The following is a 21,977-nucleotide window of genomic DNA, read 5'->3' as shown; positions in this document are numbered from 1 at the left end:
GGTTTCATCTAAATTAGGTGAATTATTTAAAGCCTACAAAACAATTAGGTTAAATTATTGTTTCTAACATAGTGATTTTCAGTACTGTTTATGTTGTATGTTTTTGACTTATCCTTGATATTAATGGAGCTATAAAAGAAAACCCGCTATGACAGCGGGTTGTTTGTATTATTTTTTAAAACTTAATGCTAACGGGATGGAAACTGTAGAAGATACCGGTTTTCCGTTGACTTCAGCGGGTTTCCATTTTCCTTTATCTTTTATGCGATAAAAAGCAGCCTCAATAAATGCATTTACATCTTCATTATTTCCTTTCACCTGAGCATCAAGAGCATTTCCCTTAGAGTCTACTACAAAGCTTAATGTCGCTTTATAAGTATCTGAAGCATAGTTTAAGAAAACAAGATCTACAGCATCATATAATGACTTTTGAAAAGCCGTTTTTCCAGCTTCATATTCCGCTTCTTTCGTCAATTTAGTCTTAACGGGTGGATCGTTGGCTAATACTTTCTTATCGTCTTCAGAAATTTTCTCAAGTGCATTTTTATAAGATGTTATTTTGTCTTCCGTAAGAAGCCACTCTAGCTTAGTTCTCAGATCATTAGGCTTAGGGTATTTGTTGTACAATGCGGCCTTTTTTCTTTCATATTTTGAGTCAGCCTTCTGAAATGCAGAGATCTGAGCATTTCCGAAAGCAAAAGATACGATGAAGGCTAATGCTAAGAGTTTTTTCATCTTATTAAGCTTTTACGATATTAATAATCACTCCTGTAGCTTTCTCCATACTTTCCAATGCTACATATTCATAGGGTCCGTGGAAGTTGATTCCTCCAGCGAAGATATTAGGACAAGGAAGTCCCATATAAGAAAGTTGAGCACCATCAGTACCTCCTCTGATCGCTTTGATCTTAGGTTCAATACCAGCTTCTGTCATTGCTTTTGCTGCAAGATCTACGATGTGCATTTTGCCTTCAAACTGCTGCTTCATGTTTCTGTATTGTTCCTTAATTTCCACTTCAGCGGTTCCTGCGCCATGTTTTTGGTTGAATTCAGCCACTTTTCCTTCCATGAATTTTTTTCTTGCTTCAAATTTATCAGCATCATGATCACGGATGATGTATTGAAGTTTCGCTTCAGAAATATCAGCTGTAATGTCCATTAAATGATAGAACCCATCAAAACCTTTAGTGGTTGCAGGGGTTTCATTAGCAGGCAGGGTTTGAGCGAACTCTGCAGCCAGTAAAGCTGCATTAATCATTTTACCATAAGCATATCCAGGGTGTACACTTAATCCGTGGATTTTTACAACAGCTCCGGCAGCGTTAAAGTTCTCATATTCAAGCTCTCCCACTTCTCCGCCGTCCATTGTATAGGCCCATTCAGCACCGAATTTAGCAACATCAAATTTGTGTGCACCTCTTCCGATTTCTTCATCAGGAGTAAACCCTACCGCAATTCTTCCATGCTTAATTTCAGGGTGAGCAATAAGATATTCAGCAGCCGTTACAATTTCTGCACAACCCGCTTTATCATCAGCTCCAAGAAGGGTAGTCCCGTCAGTAGTAATTAAAGTTTGCCCGATATATTTTTTTAAGCTTTCAAATCTTGAAGGAGATAAAGTGAATCCTGTAGCCTGGTTCAACAAAAGATCACTTCCGTCATAATTTTCCCAAACCTGAGGTTTTACATTCTCTCCGCTAAAATCAGGTGATGTATCATAATGTGAAATGAATCCGATCGTTGGTCTGTCATCATTTTCAAGGTTAGAAGGAACATAGCCCATAATATAACCGTGTTCATCAATTGAAACATTTTCTAAACCGATAGTCTTCAATTCTTCAGTAATGTAGTTGGCAATATCCCACTGGCGTTCAGTAGAAGGAGTTGCTTCACTCTCTGCATCACTTGTTGAATATATTTTTACATAACTAAGAAAACGGTTCAGTAATTTCTCTTTCCATAAAGGATTGAATTCTATTGTACTCATCAGATTTATCATAAATTTTAACAAAGTTAGCAAATTTGATGCTCAGAATACATTATTTGCGACTGAATATCAGTTATTGAAATTATAAATCGAATATAAAACTTTGAAAATCAAAATAATGTTAGATTTGTATGTACAGTATACTAAGTAGTTTAGTTTTATTATATTTGAGAAAATCAAAAAGTAAAAATGTTTCTTACCGAATGTCCTAGAGATGCAATGCAGGGATGGGGAGAGTTTATCCCTACTGATAAAAAGATAGATTATATCAACTCCTTAATGGATGTTGGCTTTGATGTGTTGGATTGTCTGAGCTTTGTTTCTCCAAAAGCAATTCCACAGATGGCTGACTCTGATGAGGTGGCTGAAAATATCGATAAATCCCGCTCCAAAACTAAGGTTTCTGCTATTATCGGAAATTATAGAGGTGCTGAAAAAGCATTAAAACATCAGGCTGTAGATATTTTAGGGTTTCCTTTCTCTATTTCTGAAACCTTTCAGCATAGGAATACCAATAAAAGCCAGGAAGAAGCTTTTGATGAGATCATTAAAATGCTTGAACTGGTAAAAAGTGAAGGGAAGCAGCTGAATATTTATTTTTCTATGGCTTTTGGAAATCCGTATGGTGAAATGTGGAAATGGGAAGATGTAGACCAATGGGCACAAAGATTCTCAGATATTGGGGTGAAAGATATTCTGCTTTCTGATACAACAGGAGTGGCAACACCGGAAAGTATTGCGCTTTTATTTGAGAAAATTCCATCAAAATATCCTGAAATTAATTTTGGAGGACACTTTCATAACCGTTATGAAGAGTCTTATTCAAAACTGAAAGCAGCTTATGATCAAGGTTGTAGAAGATTCGATAGTGCTATCAAAGGAATTGGTGGATGTCCTATGGCGAAAGATGATTTGGTAGGGAATATGCCTACAGAACAGGTTATCAACTTCATGAGTGTTGAAAAAGCAGAGCACAAGCTGAATCTTTTAAACTTTGAAAGCTCTTACAATAAAGCAAAGGATATTTTTCATTTTTAAAATGATTTAAAATGTCTCGCAGATTTAGCAAATTACGCAGATAAGAAACTGGAAATTAGGATTTACAAAATCTGTGTGAAATCAAAAATATATAAAGAAGAGCGGACTAAAGTCCGCTTTACTATATCCATCAATCCATTGACTTTAGTCAAAACCTAATTAGAATACCCTAAAATTCAACAATATGTCTCCAATAATTTCACCTTCCGAATTAAAGAATCTTCCAACGGAAAACCTCATCATTCTTGATGCAAGAACAGGGAAAGATGTAAAGCAAAACTACCGTGAAAAGCATATCATAGGAGCAGGATTCATTGATCTGGATAAAGATCTTGCTGAGATAAGTGAAAATGCAGCCTTTGGAGGAAGACATCCACTTCCAGGCCTGGAAAAATTTTCAGAAACACTGTCCAATTTAGGGATTACTGAAAATTCTCATATTGTTGTTTATGACGATAAAAACGGATCAAATGCAGCTGCCAGAGCATGGTGGATGCTGAGATCTTTTGGGTTTGATAACGTTCGGGTTCTTGATGGTGGGATACAGGCTGCGGAAAAGAATAATATAGAATTTTCATCAGGAGAAGAGACCTTTGAAAAAGCTCCATTAATTAAAAAAGAGAACTGGAATCTACCTGTTTCAAGTCTGGAAGAAGTTGAAAATGAATTAGAAAATAATTCGTCTACCGTAATTGATGTTAGAGATGCTTACCGATACAGAGGAGAATCTGAGCCGATTGATCTGGTTGCCGGACATATTCCAGGAGCAATCAATATTCCTTTTTCTGAAAACCTGGATGAAAACGGATTGTTCCTGAGTCCTGAAATTCTAAAAGAAAAATATACCCAATTATTACAAAATAAACCTGAAAACCTCATTATTCACTGTGGTTCAGGGGTTACGGCATGTCATACCATTTTAGCATTAGCCCATGCAGGGTTTAAGATCCCTGATCTTTATGTAGGATCGTGGAGTGAATGGAGCAGGAGAGAAGGAAAAGAAGTTGCAAAAGAACTGTAAAAGTAATTTTAGATTGAGGTTTCAACGATAGAAAAAAGGATGTCATACTGTGACATCCTTTTATATTTTCAATTCTATATTACTTTTTACTCAGTTGCAGCAATGAGATAATTATAAATCCTATTCCGGTTATAAAAGGAGGGTGAGCCTGCATTTTAGACCCTAAATAAAGCATATATACTCCTAAGAAAGCAAGTAGTATTGCTCCTATCTTTTTTATCATGATTACTAAGTAAAAGTGGTAATATTAATTTTATCTGTTTAGAAAATGCTTAAGATTTATAGCATTCCAAGTTCAAATTTTGCTTCTTCGCTCATCATGTCCTTATTCCAGCTCGGTTCAAAGGTAAGCTCTAAGTCAACACTATTTACATGTTCTACTTCTGCTACTTTATCCTTTACTTCCTGAGGTAGTGTTTCTGCTACCGGACAGTTGGGAGTGGTAAGGGTCATTATAATTTTTACGTCAGCATCATCGGAGATCTGTACATCATAAATTAGCCCTAATTCGTAAATATCTACCGGAATTTCGGGATCATATACGGTTTTTAGCACGCTGATGATTTCTTCACCAATGTCTGCAATTTGATCGTCTGTAAATTTCATTTTTTAATCTAAATTGATATTCCTTTTCAACAAATCTTCCTGACGCATACGTCGGAAAATATTTGCCAAAGTTAAGACATCTTTTTCACAATAGTCAACAATTCGCTGCAAGTCTTTTTCTATGTAGTAAATTGATGAAACCATTGAGCCATCGATATCATCCTTTGGAGTGGGAATACCAAAGACGTGAGCTAATAATTCCAATGATACAAAACTTTTATAATCCCCGAATTTCCACAGTTCCATTGTATCTATGTGAGGAATTTCCCAAGGCTTTTTTCCAAACATCTGGAATGGGGCAGGAGGCTGCATACCGTTGATGAGATATCTCCTTGCAATCCATGGGAAATCAAACTCTTTTCCGTTGTGGGCGCAGAGAATAACATTATACAACCTTGGACTGTTGAAAATTTCTCCAAATTCCTGAAGCATCTTCTTCTCATCATGTCCGGAGAAGCTTTTGATCTTTAAGGTTTCATTCTTTTCCACCATTCCGATCGTGATGCAGATAATCCTTCCGAACTCAGCCATAATTCCGGCTCTGTCATAAAACTCAGCCGCGGAAACATCTTCTTTTCTCTGGAATCTTGTTTTCTTATCCCAAAGATGTTGATCGGTTTCTGATAAATCGTCCCAGGATCCTGCCTGTGGAACGGTTTCAATATCAAGGAATAAGACCTTTTCTAGTGGTATGTTCTGTATCATCGTGTTTTTTATTTGCTATCCTACCTGCATTCCGTTTTTGGTGGGTAATGAAGGAGCTAAAAGAGTTACATCATTTTTGTCTTCTCCATATAATCCTAAGACTAAACATTCGCTGAAGAAGTTGGCAATCTGTTTTTTAGGAAAGTTAACTACGGCCAAAATCTGTTTTCCTACCAGTTCTTCTTTCTGATACAATGAAGTAATTTGTGCAGATGATTTTCTGATTCCTAAGTCACCAAAGTCAATTTCCAATTGATAAGATGGATTTCTGGCTTTTTCAAAATCATTTACTGAAATAATTGTTCCGCATCTGATGTCTATTTTTTCAAAATCTGCCCAAGTTATGTCTGGTTTTACGTTCATGGTAATGTGTTAATAAAATGTTCTACTTCTGTTTTCTGTTCTGCATATTTTTGTTGTAATTCTGAACCTTCACCCATTCTTTTATAATATTCTAAAGCTTTTCCGCCAAAGAATTTTTTATGAAAGTCTGAAACTTCGGGAACCTGTGGGAAAACCTTGTGAAAGAGCATTTCATAATAAGCCTGAAACTCTCTTTCATTTTTGTCTTCTATCACCTGTCCTGGAGCCTTTTGCCTTACATGAAGCATTTCGTGGGCTACCATATTTAAGACAAGGTTCAGGTCAAAATCAAATAAATTTCTGGGAATCATTACGGTTTGTGGTCCTCCCAATTCCCCTTCTGCGGTAAGAAGCATCGAAGTAGGAGAAAGCTCTTCCCTGAATCCAAAACCTGCAAAATTTTCATGTTCCAGATCAAAAGAATGAATCAGATATTTGGCAGCATCCAGGATCTGGTTATGTTCTTTATAGGCCTCAAGGTGTAGATTAACCTGCTCAAAATTCATTTGAAGTATGTTTTATAACAAATGTATTAAAATATTGAGAATTAGAATATATTTTGAAGAGTAACACTATCAAAAAAACTGAGATTTTGTATTGATTAAATTCTTTTCTTTAATTGTATCCCTCCAAATAAAAAAATCTGTGTCTAAGTTGATCCATCCATTCTTCGCAACTTTACTATAAGATAAAATCATAATAACAGAAGCATGAAAATCACTGTAGTAGGCTATAAAAAAGAAGCGAGACTTTCACAAGGAGTGGCGAATGATGAAGATACAGACCTCATCAGCTTTTTAAAAGATAAAAGGTTGGATGTAGTCTCAACCATTTGGAATGATGAAAAGGTAGATTGGAGCAGTTTTGACGTAGCCATTATCAAGTCTCCCTGGGATTATCATAATCACCTGAATGAATTCCTGAATTGGCTGGATCATCTTGAACAACTAAGTATCAAAGTTTTAAATCCTGTAGAAATTATCAAATGGAATTCCGATAAGCATTACCTGAAAGATATTGCAGATAAACAGCTTCCGGTTATTGCATCAGAATACCTGGAAAAAGGATCTTCCTTTAAAAAAGATGTATTTGATCTTTTGAATGCGGATAAGCTGGTAGTAAAACCATGTGTAAGTGCCGGGGCACAAAATACACTCACCATCAACAGAGATAATACTGAAGAGCGGTCTAAAGAAATAGATAAGCTTTTGAAAGAGCAGGACTATATTGTACAGCCTTTCGTAGAAGAAATTAAAAATGGGGAATGGTCATTCCTGTTTTTCAACGGAAAATATAGTCACTGTTCATTAAAAACACCTAAAGAAGGAGATTTCAGAGTACAGCATTATCATGGTGGAAGTATTAGTTATCCAACACCGGATCCTTTGCATATAGAACAGGCAGGAGCTTATCTGAAAAGCTTACCTCAATCCACATTATATGCAAGAGTAGACGGAGTGCTGATTGATAATACGTTCAATCTTATGGAATTAGAGCTGATAGAGCCTTATTTGTTCCTGAATGGAGACAAAGCTTTATTGGAGAATTATTATCAGGCTCTAGCGGCCTTAATCTCATAAAATAGACCAATCCACCTCAGCTCTGAGGTGGATTTTTACTTATAGCTTTTCAAACTTAGTAATCGGAATAATAGCTTTATCCTGAGGCGGATCAATTGTATTGGAGAAGAACAGACCTCGTTTTGTGGCTTCCAGAAGAAATTCGCCAGAGGAAAATGAACCATCCGGATTATTGCTTGCTACTGAATAAATGACTCTTCCGAAAGTAAAATTATCATTCACTGTACAATTCATATTTTTAATCTGATATATCCGTTCAGATGGAACCTTCTGACCAGGTTCCTGCAATATTGTTTTGATAGTAGAGCTTAGAGGATCAATAATAATATCCACTTTAACGGGTTTTTCCTGACGATTTTGTGTGAACATCATTTTATCAGATATCAATTTAAGCTTCTGCGTACATTGAGCAGGACTTCCTTCCTGATTTTGGGATAGCTGGGCAAAGGATTGTGTATATCCAAAAAATAATAAACACATCAAATACCATCGGGAATGAAAAAAAATAGACTTCATAATTATTTGTTTTTGGTGCTTAGATAAAAGTACAAATTATATAAAAACAAAAAAGAAAGTTTAAAAAAAACAGGACCGGAAATTGCTCTCCGGTCCTGTTAAACAAGATTAAGTGTAAAATTTAACCTTTAAAAAGGCAAAAAAGGATAATTCAAATGTGTGATTTTTATTGATTGAGCCTTAATCTATGTTTAGGGGGATTGATAGTAATGGAACTTTATTTTTATACGCCATAATAGCTGTTTTGCTTCTATGGAAAAGAGATTCCACGAGGTTATATTGGTAAGGAACCATTGTCAAAAGATCCACATTGGTCAGTTTTACTTCCTCTTCAATAGCTTTGATGATTTCAATAGACTGAATCATTTTAAAACTGTATTTAATATCATCAAGATCATAACCGGAGTTCAGATCAATATCATGAATAACTTCCGTAAAATCTTCTACGCTTTCACCTACATTAAATACCTCAATTTCTGCATTAAACTCATGAATGAAAGAATAAATGTCATTCATCGCAGACCAGGTGATAGATTTATGGGTATCATAGGCAAAGAGAACCTTTCGGATTCCTGTAAATTCTATATGCCCGGGAATAATTAATATCGGTTTTTTAATTCTGTGAATAGCCTTGATCACATTGTTTCCCAAAAGCCTCTGTTCAAGAGTCTTTTCTGCCATTCCCATCACAATAAGATCACTGTTTGTGGCTTGTATGCAGTGGTTCAGTTCCTCAATAAAACTTCCGGAAGCCAGATGAAACTCTGTTTTAACTGCATATAAGCTGCTTATTTCAATAGATTTATCAGTAAGCTTTTGTTGGTTTTTAAGCGTCTGCTCATAGAAAAAATCAGCAGAAGCCTGAGCATTCAGGGCATGGATAGAAACGCTTTGCAAGTTGAACAAAATGATATTATAATGGTTTTCCTTAGCCATAGAAGCTGTATAATGAATCGCATTTTCAGCTTCCTGGGAAAAATCTGTGCAGACAATTATTGTTTTCATTGTACCGATTTTGATACTGCAAAACTAGGATAGAGGAAGGGGCTATTGCATTAAAAATAGGGTGATGTTGCATAAAATGATGATGAAATGTATTTTTCAGGTGATGAAACGTTCGCCTTCATTTGAACTCGTCTATTTTACGTTTCAGATGCGCTTTTAGTCGTCTCGTTGAAAATAGCGGAGACTCTTCTAAAATCTATTTCTATATTTACATTCACAAAGTCCCGGATATGAATAGGATTTCTACCATTAGGAAAAATTTAATACGAAGTAAAAAGATCCTTTCCGCAATGAAAAGGAGGCTGGTAATCTGGGCGGTAGCAGTAATTACCTTCTGTGGGTTTTCTTATCTCATTGACCCTTTTGATCCGGTTTGGCAGAGCTATTGGGAGAGCCCATTGAAAATGTTCATCGAAGATGCTTTATGGATCTTCTTTTTTTCAATCATCATTTCAGAGGTGAGTATTTTTATTGATTCTACTCTCAATAAGTTACTTCCATGGAAAGACAGAACGGTTAAACGATTACTCATTCAGGGATTTCTTCAAATTGTAGGAAGTGTTTTGATTGTAATGATTATCAATGCCATTGTAGAATGCACTTCAGACAATTTGCCGGAAATGGATTCCCGAAAAGAATATACTTTATTAGGACAATGGGTGGCCACCAATATCGTGATATCACTTATTATAAGCGGTTTTAATACCGTAGATTATTTACTTCAAAACTGGAAAAGAACGGCTGTAGAAGCCGCTCAGCATAAAATCAGAGCTTCCAAGCATAAGCAGGCAGCTATGGTTGCCGAACTTCAGGCTCTCAAATTACAAATAGACCCTCATTTTATCTTTAATAACCTGAGTGTGCTTTCTGAACTTATTCTCGAAGATCAGCAACTAGGATATGAATACTCCGAAAAATTTGCAAGGGTATACCGGTATTTGCTGGTTAATTCTAAGAAGGACATTATTGCAGTAGAAGAAGAGCTGAAATTTTTAGACTCTTATATTTTCCTGATTGAAAACAGAATTGGGGAAGGAGTAGTATTTAAAATAGATATTCAGGAAGAATACAGGTCTATGTACACGCTTCCCTTATCACTGCAATTATTAGTGGAAAATGCCATCAAACATAATCAAACTTCAAAAGCAAACCCGCTGGAGATCCACGTCTATACAAATTCTGAAGGTGAATTGGTGGTTTCTAATACCTTTTTACCTTTGATTAATAAACCTGATTCCTCAGGAGTTGGCCTTACCAATATCATTGCCAGATATGAGATCCTGGGATACACAAAACCGATTATAGAAAAAACTGAAGATAAATTTATTGTAAAACTTCCATTGATATGAAGATTAATAAAATTTTAATAGTTGAGGATGAAAGACCCAATGCAGACAGGCTAAAAAGACTATTGCAAAAGCTCAGACCTCATATTGAAATCCTTTCCGTAGAAGATTCAATAACCTCCACAGTGAACTGGCTGGAAAATAATGTCGTTCCGGATATCATTATGATGGATGTTCGTCTGGCAGACGGATTAAGCTTTGAGATTTTTAATAAGCATGAAATTAAAAGTGCAGTAATTTTTACAACTGCGTACGACGAATATGCAGTACAGGCCTTTAAATACAACAGTATAGATTATCTTTTAAAACCAATAGAAGAAGATGAACTGGATGCTGCTCTGAAGCGCTATGAAACCTTTATGGAAGCCGTTCCGGTTGTTGGATCTGCTATTGAAGGGCTCCTGAACTATATTCAGCCTAAAGATTACAGAAAACGTTTCCTGATTGCACATCGTGATGGTTATAAAACAGTATTGGCAGAAGATATTTTATACTTTTATACAGAGCTTGGAATCAGTAAGGCTATGCTGAATACCGGTACTGTAGAAAATATTCCTCAAACTCTGGAAGAACTGGAAAAACAATTGGATCCGAAATTCTTCTTCCGTGCCAACAGACAATTTATTATTCATATTGATTCTGTAAAGCAGATCTTTAATCATTTTAATGGAAAACTGAAACTGGAACTGAGAAAACAGCCTGAAATGGAAGTGATTGTAAGCCGGGAAAAGGCATCTATCTTTAAATCCTGGATGGATTATTAATAGAAAGGAAGCTGGAGGCTGGAAGAGGGAAGTTATTGAGGTCCGAAAACAAATTAAAATTATTTTTAATGATCGGGTAGTTTCTATAATGATTAGAAGTTCTTCGAACAATAGTAATTTCCCTCTTCCAGCTCCCAACCCTATTACGCACACCAGAAAACCCCTCACGAATTACTCATGAAGGGATCCTATATAAAGAAAAAGCTATGATGTAAAGACTATAAAGGGATAGCGTACCCCAAAGAGATTGCAAAACCTCTGTTTTTCACATCTAGCCCTTTTTCATCAGAGATATTGTTCAATCCTAAATTATATCTCCCATCTACAATTACCTTTCCTGGCCCTGCAGGAATGGCTACTCCAGCTCCCATCTGTAATCCGAAATCTATTGATTTTGTTTTACCGTAGGCAGCCTTCATTTTATCATTTTTCCCCATTAGGAAACCGATAGAAGGGCCTGCATTTACGTATACTGGTCCAAAGCTGTATTTTGCCAATACCGGAACCTCTATATAATTGAAATTGTAGGTTTCACTTCCCAAGCTGTTTTTAAACTTTGTGCCTTTGCTGATGAAGTTAACCTCAGGCTGTATAGAAAAGTTTTTTATACCCGTCTGAATGTTTACCCCTAATCCAGCCTGAAAAGAAGTTTTTGATTTTTCCCCATTTATATTCTTAATAGACTGATTGGCGATGTTAATTCCAGCTTTTGGAATTAATTCTATCCCCGGCTCTTTTTTAGGTTCTGTTGTTTGAGCCTGTACTCCTAATCCTAATACGATCGCTGTGATTGCTAAAAACTTTTTCATTTGATAAAAATTTAAATTATTGACTTATTTTTTGATGTTTTGATACAGCGAAATTAGACCGCGAAATAACCTGAGCCGCGAGTTTTAAAAGTGAAACGTAGAAATTTAAACTTCAAACGTATTTTTGAAATACTAAAGTGAAAAAGCTCTTTTTTATCAACCTGAATGGTGAAAATATCCACATTTCCTTTCATTTTTAGTATCGTACGGTTCACCTGCAATTAATTACGTTTCACCTGATTTTTAGATGAACATCCTTATTATATGAACTTATTTTGCTCCTGTAAAATTTAAAAACAAATGTTATGAACTACAGAAAAGGATATCTGGCACTTTCACTTACGGCTGCAGCAATACTGTATTCCTGCGGTTCAGGAAACAGCCAGGAAAATGGCCAGCAAATGCAGGCTCTTCCTACAGACTTTATTCAGGTGATAACTGGGAATGAAGACGTTGCAACGGGTTACCCCGGAAGCATAGAAGGCCAGGATAATGTGGAAATAAAAGCTCAGGTAACAGGATATCTTGAAGCTGTATATATAAAAGAAGGCCAGTTTGTTAGCAAAGGGCAGACGCTGTTTAGAATTAACCCATCCGTATACAATGAGCAGGTGAATACCAATGAAGCAGCTTTGAAATCTGCGTTGGCAGCTCAGGAAACCGCGAGATTGGAAGTTGAAAAACTAAAACCTCTTGTAGAAGGAAAAGTAGTTTCTGATATGCAGCTGAAAACAGCTCAGGCCAATTTAAAGGCAGCATCAGCACAGGTAGCACAGGCACAGTCTTCATTAGGTTCCTCAAAGATCAATGCGAACTTTACCTACATCAAAGCACCGGTAAGCGGATATATTGGAAGAATCCCAAACAGGGTAGGAAACCTCATCAGTCCTTCAGATGCTTCACCATTAACAAGCTTATCAAACATTAGCAGTGTAAACGTGTACTTCTCAATGAATGAAGCAGACTTTATTGCGCATAGCAGAGCTGCCGCTTCAGGAGAAAACGCTGAAAATGTAGAACTTATTTTAGCAGATGGTTCTACCTATGGCTTTAAGGGAAGATTGGAAAATGCCAGTGGAAACTTCGACAGAAATACAGGAAGTATTCAGATGAAAGCGGTCTTCCAGAATCCTGATAAATTGTTAAGATCAGGTGGAACAGGAAGAGTAATGATTCATAATGCATTGAATGGTGTAGTGAAGCTTCCTAAAACGTCTGTAAAAGATATTCAGGATAAATTCTTCGTCTATAAACTGGAAGGTAAAGATAAAGTGAAAATGATGCAGATTGAAGTATCAGGAAGCACTTCTCAGGATTACTTTGTGAAGACAGGAGTGAATGCAGGAGACAAGATCGCCATCAACAGGATAGATGCTCTTACAGATGGAGCGCTGGTTGTGGCTAAGGTAACTCCTTCGAAATAATTTTATAATCATTCTTAGAAAATTCGAAAATGTTAAAAAAGATAATAGACCGTCCGGTACTGGCGACGGTAATATCCCTTATCATTGTCATTTTGGGGATCATTGGATTGAACCAGTTGGCAGTGACCAGATTCCCGGACATTTCTCCACCTACCATTACGGTTTCGGGTTCTTATCCGGGGGGAAACAGTGAAACGGTGATTCGTTCCGTGGTTACGCCACTGGAAGAGCAGATCAACGGAGTAGAAGACATGAGCTACATGAAATCTACGGCAAGTAATGACGGAACGTTTACGATTTCTGTTATATTCAAACAGGGCGTAAATGCAGATCAGGCTGCAGTAAACGTACAGAATAGGGTACAGCAGGCCACACCAATCCTGCCTCAGGAAGTGGTAAGAATGGGTCTTACTACCTCAAAACAGCAGAATAGTATGGTGTTGATTTTCAATATTTATACTGAAGATAATAAGCAATATGATGAAACCTTTCTTCAGAACTTTGCCAATATCAACCTTATCCCGCAGATTAAAAGGGTGAAAGGAGTAGGACAGGCACAGATCTTCGGGATTAAAGATTATTCCATGAGGATATGGCTTAACCCACAGAAGATGGCCTCTTATGGTTTAGAACCCTCAGATATTTCCAATGCCATTGCAGATCACAGTTTAGAATCTGCACCAGGTAAATTGGGTGAAGAATCCAATGCAGCTTTAGAATATGTAATTAGATATAAAGGAAAAAAGAATAAGCCGGAACAATATGAAAACATGGTCGTTAAAAATGACGGAACCAATGTGATCAGGCTTAAAGATGTAGCCAGAATAGAATTTGGATCCATCAACAACACTGGAGATAACCTTTCCAATGGTAAAAATGCAGTTACGGTTGCTATTATGCAGACAACAGGTTCAAATGCCAATGAAATTGAAATAGGAGTAAACAAAGCGATTGACCAGCTGTCGAAATCTTTCCCACCAGGGATTAAATACTCCAAAGTATTGAGTACTAAGGAAAGATTGGATGAAGCAACAGGACAGGTAAAATCTACATTGATAGAAGCATTTATCCTTGTATTTATTGTGGTATTTATCTTCTTACAGGATTTCAGGTCTACCATTATTCCAGCTATTGCTGTTCCGGTAGCCATTATCGGTACATTCTTCTTCCTTCTGGTATTAGGATTTACGATTAATGTATTGACATTATTTGCCTTAGTACTGGCGATCGGTATTGTCGTTGATGATGCAATTGTTGTAGTAGAAGCCGTTCACAGTAATATGGAAGGGACAAACCTTTCGGGAAGAGATGCTACACACAAAGCGATGAGTGAAATTACAGGAGCTGTTATTTCTATTACATTGGTTATGTCAGCCGTATTTATTCCGATTGGATTTATGTCTGGTTCTGCAGGATTATTCTATAAGCAGTTTGCCTATACATTAGCCATTGCGATTATTATTTCAGCAGTAAATGCCCTTACATTAACACCGGCTTTATGTGCGGTATTTTTGAAAAATCATCATGCAGAAGAAGGTGGAAAACCAAAAGGATTCGGACAGAGATTTGCGGTTGCCTTTAATGCAGGGTTCAATAATATGACAGAGCGTTATGCAAAAGGAGTAAGATTTTTAATTGGAAAAAAATGGATTGCAGCAGGATTGGTAGCCGGAATTATAGGACTTTCAGCATGGTTAATGTCAAGTACAACCAAGAGTTTCGTTCCGATGGAAGATGACGGATTTTTTATGTACTCATTGAGTATGCCGCCAGGAACCGGATTGACAAAAACCACAGAAGTTTCCAACAAGATCAATACGATCTTAAAAACAATAGATGCTGTTCAGGAAAATACATCCATTACAGGATATAACCTGTTAAGTAACAGTGCTGGTCCGGCATATGCGATGGGGTTTGTGAAATTAAAACCTAAAAAAGAAAGAGGAGCCATACAGGATATTGATGAGATCATGAATATTGTCAACGGAAAACTATCTGTCATCAAAGAAGGAAGTGTAATGAGCTTCAGAATGCCGCCGGTAGAAGGATATGGTGTAACCAATGATGCAGAAATTGTTCTTCAGGACCGTATGGGTAGAGATCCTCAGGTTCTTAAATCTAAAGCTGATGATGTGATAGGACAATTGATGAAGGTGCCGGAAGTCGCGTATGCTTATACAATGTTCAGAGCAGATTATCCTCAGCTGGAACTTGAAGTAAATGAAGATAAAGCGAAACAATTAGGAGTAAGTATTGCTAATTTATTAGGAACGGTACAGACCTACTTCTCAGGAGATCAGTCTCAGAATTTCTCCAGATTCGGGAAGTTCTATAGAGTAAATATTAAAGCTGATGGTGTTTTCAGAATGGATGAGCAGGCTTTCAATGATATTTTTGTGAAAAATAATAAAGAACAAATGGTTCCTGCCAATACCTTAATCACTTTGAAAAAAGTATATGGTCCCGAATCTGTGCAAAGATATAATCTTTATAATTCATTGAACATTAACGTGGTACCGAAACCAGGAATCAGTAATGGAGCCCTGATGGATAAAATTGAACCCACCCTGAATAAACTGCCTTCTGATTACAGTTATGAGTGGACCGGGTTAAGTTTGGAAGAAAAATCAGCAGGAAACCAGACCGCTGTCATCCTTGGATTATGTTTACTTTTCGTTTACCTGCTTCTTGCAGCACAATACGAGAGTTACATTCTTCCGTTAGCGGTAATGCTTTCTATCCCAACGGGAATTGTAGGAGCATTTCTGGGAATCAAAGCAATAGGATTAGATAACAACATCTATGTACAGGTAGGATTGATTATGCTTATTGGTCTACTGGCGAAAAACGCAATCCTTATCGTAGAATTTGCGGTCCAGAGACGAAAATCAGGACTTTCTATTCTGGATTCTGCATTGGAAGGTGCTAAAGCAAGGCTGCGTCCAATTATCATGACATCATTGGCCTTTATTGTAGGGATGATACCATTGATGATCTCTACAGGAGGAATGGCTTCAGGAAATAAATCCATCAGTGTGAGTGCTGCCATAGGAATGTTAAGTGGAGTAGTATTGGGAGTATTTGTAATTCCTATACTGTATATGTTCTTCCAATATCTGGATGAGAAATTTTCATCCAAAAAGAAGTTTCCTGTAATCCAAAATCAATTGACAAATGAGAATAATTAATATAAAGAATTTCCTTATTTCAGGCGCAATGGCATCAGTACTGGTGTCCTGCGCCGTGGGGAAACCTTATGAAAGAACAGATCTTCAGATGCCGGAAACTTATAAAGAGAATGTACAGGTAACAGGAGATACGGTGGTACTTCCATGGAAAACGTTCTTTAAGGATCCCAAACTCATCGGTTTAATAGATAAAGCTCTAACCAGAAATAATGAAGTAAATATTGCCCTGAAGAATATAGAACAGTTGGATCTTATCTACAAGCAAGCTAAATTATCTCTTCTTCCTACACTGGATTTCAGTGCAGGAGCCAACAGAAGCTGGGCATCCACGAATACCCTGAACGGATCACTTAATGAGCAGTTTGCAGGGACAACACATATGGATGACTTTAGTGCAAGTTTGAGGCTTTCGTGGGAAGTTGATATCTGGGGAAAAGCTAAGATGCAGAAAGAATCTGCTGCTGCAGAATATTTCGCACAAAAAGAAAATCTGAATGCTGTAAAAAGCAGAATCATTGTTCAGGTAGCACAAGCTTATTATAATCTGATAAGCTTAGATGAACAGATGAAAATTGCAGAACAGAATATTGAACTGAGTAACAATACTCTTAAAATGATGGATCTTCAGTTTAAAGCAGGGCAAATCAATTCATTGGCCGTGCAGCAATCAGAAGCACAGAAGAAGACTGCTGAACTTTTAATTCCGTTGGCTAAACAGAATATTTCCGTTCAGGAAAATGCTTTGAGTGTCCTTTGTGGAGAATATCCAACCAAAGTTGAAAGATCAGGAAGCCTGAAAACGATGATCCCTGGGAATAAACTTTCAGAAGGACTTCCGGCACAACTATTAAGCAGAAGACCGGATCTGAAGATGGCAGAATTCAATGTGATCAGCTTGAATTCAAAAACAGGTTTGGCTAAAGCTGCCATGTATCCTAGCATCAGCCTGAGCCCACAGATTGGAGTCAATTCCAATAAATTCAGCTCATGGTTTGATATTCCGGGATCTATTACCAAAGCGGTGGCGGCTAATTTAGCAGCTCCTATTTTTCAGAAAAAACAGTTGAAAACCGCCTATGAAACGGCATTAATTGAACAGGAAAAGGCGGCGATCAACTTTAAGCAGTCGGTAATGACAGCTGTTGGAGAAGTTTCTGATGCTATGGCAAAAACTCAGGGAACTTCAGAAAGATTACAGCTTTTGGAACAGAGAACAGCCATTTTAGACAAAGGAATTGGAGATGCTCTAAAATTGTATAAAAGCGGAATGGCAACCTACCTTGAGGTTATTACGGCTCAGAATAATAAACTTCAGAATGATCTGGAAGCTATTAATGTAACGCTGGAAAGATTAAATGCTGAGGTAGATCTTTACCGTGCATTGGGCGGTGGAGTACAGTAAAATGTAATTGAAAATAGTAAAAACGAAGGAGGCTGCATTACGCAGCTTCCTTTCTTATTGTAAGATATTGAAGGATCGAAAATTAAATCACTGAAATATGAAATTCAAAACAATTGTCTTTTTTTATTGAATAAATATTTATTTGGATTGAATTTTTTAATCCATAAAATCAATGAGTTATGAAAAGTTTTGATTTTTTTTGAAAAAAGCATGCAAGATTTCCGGAAAAGGAGGTTTATATCAATGAGTACTCAAAATAATTAATGTTTAATGAAAAAATAATGCAATGAAAAAGTTTACAGTATCTCAATTTTTAACAGCTATTTTAATGGTAATAACAGGGTTTACATTGTATTCATGCAGTGTTGACGGTCCGGAAATCAGACCGGTAAAACTGGAAGATGTGAATGGAGACTATAAAGGAAGACTCATTACCATACAGGGAGATAACCGAACAGAAAAGATAAAGAATTTTAAAGCAAAAAAAGATACGATTATGTTTTCAGAATTTCCAGTGGATGAAATTGTGAAAACAGTAGTAAAAGACCCGGTAAAAGCTGAAGAAGCTATTAAAGCAATAGGAAAGGTGAAGTATGAAATTAAATATACTGCTTCCGTAAATGCAGCCAACAATGTGGTTGAATTATCTTTCGCTCCTACACCATTGGTGATTCAGATTCCTGTGGATGGAGTAACCAAAAAGACAGAGGTAGGATTGATAGCTAAGCAGAAAGGGTTTTATGTAGGGATGGATGGCTCATTACGATTTGCCTTGACTGCAGAGAAAATTACCGTAGACGGTACAATACTTGCCCCTTATGAAGCAATTAGTTATAATTTTCCGTTCTGTGTAAAATATTAATTAATGGTTATTACTATAAATAGATTGTATTTATACGATGCAATCTATTTATGCTTTAAAATTTTAATCAAAATATCGTATACTGGAGCAGTACATGGGAGAAAGTAAAGAACAGATTTTGGTAAACCGCCTTCTGCGGAAGGAGGAAACCGCCTGGAAAGAGCTTTTTGGAGCTTATTCAGGGAATCTGTCCTATGTATGTTCCCGGTATATCGCTGAAAAGGAAGATGTGCATGATGTACTTCAGAATAGTTTTATCAAGATGTTTCGTTCCATAGAATCATTTGAATATAGAGGAGAGGGCTCTCTGAGAGCATGGATTACCCGTATTGCAGTGAATGAATCTCTGAAACATATCAGGCAGAAAGGAGACTTTAAATCTTCCGTTGAGGTAGATGACCTTCCCGACCTTCCCAATGAAGAAGAACCTGATTTTGAGGAAATCCCGAAAGAAGATATTATGAGATTGATACAGTCTCTTCCCGATGGATACAGAACTGTTTTCAACCTTTATGTATTTGAAGAGAAAAGTCATAAGGAAATTGCGTTGCTGCTGGGAATTGCAGAAAATTCTTCAGCGTCACAGTTTCACCGTGCAAAAGGGCTGCTGGTTCAGAAAATAAAGGAATTTAAAATGTCAAAAAAAGCACAGTATGAATAACGAATGGCTCAATAACCTGCGTAGCAGAATGGAGAACCATGAAGAAGAGGTTCCGGAAGGATTGTGGGCTGACATCAGTGACGAATTGTTCTCAGAAGAAGAGGGAAATAAATTGATGGCAGGCATTATTCCTACAATTGAGAGTGAAAATGAAGAAAAAAAGATAGAGAAAGCGGGTGGTGCTAAGTCTTGGCTGTATCGTATGGGTGGGATTGCTGCTGCGGCTGTTTTAATCTTTATCATAATGAAAATAGTGCCGGAAGAGAATCAAAATACACTTTCAAAGAATCCATCAGATTCTCATAAAAGTAATAAAAGAATAGATATAAATCTGCCTTTGAACAATGCAGAACAGGAAGAGAGTAGAAAGATTTGGAAAAACTCAAAGGCAGATATTTCTTTAGCTCAGAATGATTTTAATACAATATATCCTTCTGTTAGAAATATAAGACAGCAAAAGTCTGAAAAAGCAAAGGGGAAGGAGTCTGGGAATGACGGGAATGTTCAGAATGTTATACAGACAAATGAAATAGAGCAACCCATCTTGGTTCCAGAAGAAAATAAAACCAAAGAAATGCCTTTGGCCAATAATAATATTACGAATGAAGAGGGTGAAAAAGTAGTAAAAGAATTTGAAAAGGAATTGTCTGAAAAATACGCAGATAATGCCAAAACTAAGAATGTGAAATCCAAATCTGAAAAGAAATGGATGCTAAGTATGCTTACCGGAAATGCATCATCCAATTCTGCAGAGCAGCAGTTCAATGGTTATGCTTCCGTTAGTGGGGAACCTATGAATTTTGAACAGGTGTGGACCGCTTCTGCATATGGAAATGACCCTTTGACTCAAATATTATTGGCCAATCAGAGTAAATCGGTAGAAGCAAGGATAAGACATAAAGTTCCGGTAACATTCGGATTATCGGTATATTATAATTTGGGTAAAAAATGGGGAATAGGAACCGGGATCAATTATACCAAACTGGCCTCTGAACTCCATTCAGGAACTAATGATAATTATATTAAGGGTGAACAGAAAGTTCATTATATCGGAATTCCTATTCAGGTTAATTATAATGTAATTCAGAAAGGAAGGTTTACAGGGTATGTTACAGGAGGAGCTTTGGTAGAAAAGCCCATATCAGGAAGTATTACAACGAGTTATGTAGTAAACGATGAGGTAAAAGAAACGTCGAAGGAAAATCTGGATCATAAACCACTGTCGTTTTCAGTAAATACCGCAGTAGGGCTTCAGGTGAAGTTGGTCAATAGATTAGGAATTTATGCAGAGCCGGGGATTGGCTATCATTTTAAAGATGAGAACTCTCCCAATACCATTTATAAGGAAAAACCCTTGCATTTTAATGTGAAATTCGGGATCAGATTGTTGATTGATTAATGCTGATGACTTTTAAATAGAAATCAACTTAAATGTCAATATATGAAAACAAAACTGATTTTTTTAACATTTTTATTGTTCAACCTTCTGATTATAAAGGCGCAGTGTGATCCTACCATTACCAGTCCCAGATTAAGTGCTGTGTTTGCGGATAAGATCCTGTTCTGTGAAAATGAAGATGAAATATTGTCCACTACACAAACGTATTCTACTTATCAGTGGTACAGACAGGAATGGACGTGGCAGACTCCTAATAACAATCCATGGGAGGCAATTCCCGGAGCGACTTCACAGCAGCTAACCATTAATGGAGGTGACCAGCTTTATTATTTTAAGGTAGCAGTTACACAAGGAGATTGTACAGGGGAAAGTCCGGCAGTGATGGCGGATGGATATGTTTTTGCCCTCCCTGCAATGATGTCCACCTTTGTGCCGGGAACTTATGAGATTGTAGATGGTGGAATTGTTCATGTGTGCCAGGAAGCTCCTGTGAAATTTGATGATGTATTTCCTGTAGTGTATGGCCCACATACCTGGTTTAAATGTGTTCCGGGTACTACTGCACCTTTTACCGGGGATCCTTGTGTGATTCCTAATGTAACCGGGGATACCTATACAGCTACTGAACCTGGTAAGTACGGCTTTTATGCCTGTTCAGAATATTGTCCTGAGCTATGCAGGATGCTGGATCCGCTCACTTTTGTTGAGCTGCAGTATGGTGAGTGGGATTTTTGTGGAAACTTAGGAACAGGAGAAGTGGTAAAACCTAAAGAAAATAAATTGAATATATACCCGAACCCTACGGCACAATTTCTTTATATCGGAAAAGAATCAGAGGAATATAAAGAGGTTACCATTATAGATATGTCTGGAAAATTGGTTCTTAAGAAAAATGACCATCAATACAGACAAGGCATTGATGTAAGCCATTTGGTACCTGGAAATTATATTATTATTTCCAAAAGCGTAAAAGGAGAAGTTTATAAAAATAAATTTATAAAGAAATAAAGGATTAAAATAATCTTTTCGTTAGTTTTTAATAGTGGTTAAATCGGCACAATCTGTTTTGTGCCGATTTTATTTTGATATTATATTCTAACATTTTGGACTTGCACATTCTTAATGAAATACCATAGTAGTAGTGTGGCGAATGATGTATTCTGCGGGTATAGGTTTTTACAATTTTATATGTATCTGGTTCATATGTAGGGATAAATATCTTGTTATTTGAACCTGATTTTACATTAAAAAGCATTTCTGCCTGATTATCATTAATATTGAAAATAACCCTGATAAAATAG

21 protein-coding genes are annotated in these 21,977 nt (G+C 36.8%); 12 read left to right on the top strand and 9 right to left on the bottom strand.

From position 1 onward, the window contains the following. Nucleotides 1-168 precede the first annotated feature (168 nt). Both BLS98_RS07840 and pepT read right to left on the bottom strand, forming a co-directional pair. Nucleotides 169-735: an energy transducer TonB gene (locus tag BLS98_RS07840; protein WP_089735245.1), complete on the bottom strand. Its 567-nt coding sequence runs from the start codon at nt 733-735 to the stop codon at nt 169-171. A gap of 4 nt (nt 736-739) precedes the next feature. After that, a complete protein-coding gene (gene pepT, locus BLS98_RS07835) occupies nt 740-1,987 on the bottom strand; it encodes a peptidase T (protein ID WP_089735723.1) in 1,248 nt (415 codons plus the stop codon). A gap of 189 nt (nt 1,988-2,176) precedes the next feature. Between pepT and BLS98_RS07830 the strand changes: the two genes are divergently transcribed. Then, the gene (locus BLS98_RS07830; protein ID WP_089735243.1) at nt 2,177-3,025 is read left to right on the top strand and encodes a hydroxymethylglutaryl-CoA lyase; all 849 of its coding nucleotides are present in this window, start codon (nt 2,177-2,179) and stop codon (nt 3,023-3,025) included. A 184-nt stretch (nt 3,026-3,209) separates the two neighbouring features. After that, nucleotides 3,210-4,046 (top strand): sulfurtransferase, encoded by an 837-nt coding sequence (locus tag BLS98_RS07825; RefSeq protein ID WP_089735241.1) that lies wholly within the window; start codon nt 3,210-3,212, stop codon nt 4,044-4,046. Nucleotides 4,047-4,325: 279 nt separating this feature from the next. On the opposite strand, the gene BLS98_RS07820 is transcribed toward BLS98_RS07825, so the two are convergent. Genes BLS98_RS07820 through BLS98_RS07805 form a run of 4 tightly spaced genes read right to left on the bottom strand, consistent with a single transcriptional unit; the run spans nt 4,326 to nt 6,226 of the window. Continuing rightward, the gene (locus BLS98_RS07820) at nt 4,326-4,652 is read right to left on the bottom strand and encodes an SUF system Fe-S cluster assembly protein (RefSeq protein ID WP_045491968.1); all 327 of its coding nucleotides are present in this window, start codon (nt 4,650-4,652) and stop codon (nt 4,326-4,328) included. A gap of 3 nt (nt 4,653-4,655) precedes the next feature. Further along, nucleotides 4,656-5,357 (bottom strand): 3'-5' exonuclease, encoded by a 702-nt coding sequence (locus tag BLS98_RS07815; RefSeq protein ID WP_089735239.1) that lies wholly within the window; start codon nt 5,355-5,357, stop codon nt 4,656-4,658. A 15-nt stretch (nt 5,358-5,372) separates the two neighbouring features. Beyond that, nucleotides 5,373-5,720, bottom strand: a complete 348-nt coding sequence (locus BLS98_RS07810; protein ID WP_045491964.1) for a tRNA-binding protein — start codon at nt 5,718-5,720, stop codon at nt 5,373-5,375. Then, nucleotides 5,717-6,226 (bottom strand): hypothetical protein, encoded by a 510-nt coding sequence (locus BLS98_RS07805; protein WP_089735238.1) that lies wholly within the window; start codon nt 6,224-6,226, stop codon nt 5,717-5,719. Before BLS98_RS07805 ends, BLS98_RS07810 begins: the two co-directional genes overlap by 4 nt. Nucleotides 6,227-6,430: 204 nt before the next feature. On the opposite strand from BLS98_RS07805, the gene BLS98_RS07800 reads away from it, so the two are divergent. Further along, nucleotides 6,431-7,300 carry an ATP-grasp domain-containing protein gene (locus tag BLS98_RS07800; RefSeq protein WP_089735236.1) on the top strand — a complete coding sequence of 290 codons (870 nt, stop codon included), beginning with the start codon at nt 6,431-6,433 and terminating at the stop codon, nt 7,298-7,300. Nucleotides 7,301-7,339: 39 nt separating this feature from the next. On the opposite strand, the gene BLS98_RS07795 is transcribed toward BLS98_RS07800, so the two are convergent. After that, nucleotides 7,340-7,816, bottom strand: a complete 477-nt coding sequence (locus tag BLS98_RS07795; protein ID WP_139166087.1) for a hypothetical protein — start codon at nt 7,814-7,816, stop codon at nt 7,340-7,342. Between the two features lie 180 nt (nt 7,817-7,996). Beyond that, nucleotides 7,997-8,821, bottom strand: coding sequence for a universal stress protein (locus tag BLS98_RS07790; protein ID WP_089735232.1), 825 nt, complete (start codon nt 8,819-8,821; stop codon nt 7,997-7,999). Between the two features lie 230 nt (nt 8,822-9,051). Here BLS98_RS07790 and BLS98_RS07785 point away from each other — a divergent pair, with 230 nt between their 5' ends. Further along, the gene (locus tag BLS98_RS07785; RefSeq protein ID WP_089735230.1) at nt 9,052-10,170 is read left to right on the top strand and encodes a sensor histidine kinase; all 1,119 of its coding nucleotides are present in this window, start codon (nt 9,052-9,054) and stop codon (nt 10,168-10,170) included. Further along, nucleotides 10,167-10,931: a LytR/AlgR family response regulator transcription factor gene (locus tag BLS98_RS07780; RefSeq protein WP_089735228.1), complete on the top strand. Its 765-nt coding sequence runs from the start codon at nt 10,167-10,169 to the stop codon at nt 10,929-10,931. Before BLS98_RS07785 ends, BLS98_RS07780 begins: the two co-directional genes overlap by 4 nt. Nucleotides 10,932-11,149: 218 nt before the next feature. On the opposite strand, the gene BLS98_RS07775 is transcribed toward BLS98_RS07780, so the two are convergent. Next, a complete protein-coding gene (locus BLS98_RS07775; RefSeq protein WP_089735227.1) occupies nt 11,150-11,740 on the bottom strand; it encodes a porin family protein in 591 nt (196 codons plus the stop codon). Between the two features lie 305 nt (nt 11,741-12,045). Here BLS98_RS07775 and BLS98_RS07770 point away from each other — a divergent pair, with 305 nt between their 5' ends. The 7 genes from BLS98_RS07770 (at nt 12,046) to BLS98_RS07740 (ending at nt 21,684) form a co-directional block, all read left to right on the top strand. Further along, a complete protein-coding gene (locus tag BLS98_RS07770; RefSeq protein ID WP_089735225.1) occupies nt 12,046-13,164 on the top strand; it encodes an efflux RND transporter periplasmic adaptor subunit in 1,119 nt (372 codons plus the stop codon). Between the two features lie 29 nt (nt 13,165-13,193). Further along, nucleotides 13,194-16,352 (top strand): efflux RND transporter permease subunit, encoded by a 3,159-nt coding sequence (locus tag BLS98_RS07765; protein ID WP_089735223.1) that lies wholly within the window; start codon nt 13,194-13,196, stop codon nt 16,350-16,352. Beyond that, entirely contained in the window at nt 16,339-17,754 is a 1,416-nt protein-coding gene (locus BLS98_RS07760) for an efflux transporter outer membrane subunit (RefSeq protein ID WP_089735221.1), read from the top strand. The genes BLS98_RS07765 and BLS98_RS07760 overlap by 14 nt, the downstream gene beginning before the upstream one ends. A gap of 286 nt (nt 17,755-18,040) precedes the next feature. Continuing rightward, on the top strand, nt 18,041-18,616 hold the full coding sequence (locus BLS98_RS07755) for a DUF4840 domain-containing protein (protein WP_089735219.1): 576 nt from the start codon (nt 18,041-18,043) through the stop codon (nt 18,614-18,616). Between the two features lie 94 nt (nt 18,617-18,710). Then, nucleotides 18,711-19,277, top strand: a complete 567-nt coding sequence (locus tag BLS98_RS07750) for an RNA polymerase sigma factor (RefSeq protein WP_089735217.1) — start codon at nt 18,711-18,713, stop codon at nt 19,275-19,277. Continuing rightward, a complete protein-coding gene (locus BLS98_RS07745) occupies nt 19,270-20,676 on the top strand; it encodes an outer membrane beta-barrel protein (protein WP_089735215.1) in 1,407 nt (468 codons plus the stop codon). Before BLS98_RS07750 ends, BLS98_RS07745 begins: the two co-directional genes overlap by 8 nt. 42 nt (nt 20,677-20,718) lie before the next feature. Then, nucleotides 20,719-21,684, top strand: a complete 966-nt coding sequence (locus BLS98_RS07740) for a T9SS type A sorting domain-containing protein (RefSeq protein WP_089735213.1) — start codon at nt 20,719-20,721, stop codon at nt 21,682-21,684. The last annotated feature ends 293 nt before the right edge of the window (nt 21,685-21,977 follow it).

It is taken from the genome of Chryseobacterium jejuense (assembly GCF_900100075.1).
Taxonomy (GTDB): Bacteria; Bacteroidota; Bacteroidia; order Flavobacteriales; family Weeksellaceae; genus Chryseobacterium; species Chryseobacterium jejuense.
Note: the sequence above shows the minus strand (reverse complement) of the source record. Positions and strands in the feature narration are given on the sequence as shown.

Bases quoted from the DNA above. Each gene is read 5' to 3' on its own strand.
- pepT (WP_089735723.1), bottom strand. From the start codon at position 1,987: ATGAGTACAATAGAATTCAATCCTTTATGGAAAGAGAAATTACTGAAC.
- BLS98_RS07805 (WP_089735238.1), bottom strand. From the start codon at position 6,226: ATGAATTTTGAGCAGGTTAATCTACACCTTGAGGCCTATAAAGAACAT.
- BLS98_RS07750 (WP_089735217.1), top strand. From the start codon at position 18,711: ATGGGAGAAAGTAAAGAACAGATTTTGGTAAACCGCCTTCTGCGGAAG.
- BLS98_RS07825 (WP_089735241.1), top strand. From the start codon at position 3,210: ATGTCTCCAATAATTTCACCTTCCGAATTAAAGAATCTTCCAACGGAA.
- BLS98_RS07740 (WP_089735213.1), top strand. From the start codon at position 20,719: ATGAAAACAAAACTGATTTTTTTAACATTTTTATTGTTCAACCTTCTG.
- BLS98_RS07770 (WP_089735225.1), top strand. From the start codon at position 12,046: ATGAACTACAGAAAAGGATATCTGGCACTTTCACTTACGGCTGCAGCA.
- BLS98_RS07790 (WP_089735232.1), bottom strand. From the start codon at position 8,821: ATGAAAACAATAATTGTCTGCACAGATTTTTCCCAGGAAGCTGAAAAT.
- BLS98_RS07765 (WP_089735223.1), top strand. From the start codon at position 13,194: ATGTTAAAAAAGATAATAGACCGTCCGGTACTGGCGACGGTAATATCC.
- BLS98_RS07785 (WP_089735230.1), top strand. From the start codon at position 9,052: ATGAATAGGATTTCTACCATTAGGAAAAATTTAATACGAAGTAAAAAG.
- BLS98_RS07755 (WP_089735219.1), top strand. From the start codon at position 18,041: ATGAAAAAGTTTACAGTATCTCAATTTTTAACAGCTATTTTAATGGTA.
- BLS98_RS07760 (WP_089735221.1), top strand. From the start codon at position 16,339: ATGAGAATAATTAATATAAAGAATTTCCTTATTTCAGGCGCAATGGCA.
- BLS98_RS07745 (WP_089735215.1), top strand. From the start codon at position 19,270: ATGAATAACGAATGGCTCAATAACCTGCGTAGCAGAATGGAGAACCAT.
- BLS98_RS07800 (WP_089735236.1), top strand. From the start codon at position 6,431: ATGAAAATCACTGTAGTAGGCTATAAAAAAGAAGCGAGACTTTCACAA.
- BLS98_RS07840 (WP_089735245.1), bottom strand. From the start codon at position 735: ATGAAAAAACTCTTAGCATTAGCCTTCATCGTATCTTTTGCTTTCGGA.
- BLS98_RS07780 (WP_089735228.1), top strand. From the start codon at position 10,167: ATGAAGATTAATAAAATTTTAATAGTTGAGGATGAAAGACCCAATGCA.
- BLS98_RS07810 (WP_045491964.1), bottom strand. From the start codon at position 5,720: ATGAACGTAAAACCAGACATAACTTGGGCAGATTTTGAAAAAATAGAC.
- BLS98_RS07775 (WP_089735227.1), bottom strand. From the start codon at position 11,740: ATGAAAAAGTTTTTAGCAATCACAGCGATCGTATTAGGATTAGGAGTA.
- BLS98_RS07815 (WP_089735239.1), bottom strand. From the start codon at position 5,357: ATGATACAGAACATACCACTAGAAAAGGTCTTATTCCTTGATATTGAA.
- BLS98_RS07795 (WP_139166087.1), bottom strand. From the start codon at position 7,816: ATGAAGTCTATTTTTTTTCATTCCCGATGGTATTTGATGTGTTTATTA.
- BLS98_RS07830 (WP_089735243.1), top strand. From the start codon at position 2,177: ATGTTTCTTACCGAATGTCCTAGAGATGCAATGCAGGGATGGGGAGAG.
- BLS98_RS07820 (WP_045491968.1), bottom strand. From the start codon at position 4,652: ATGAAATTTACAGACGATCAAATTGCAGACATTGGTGAAGAAATCATC.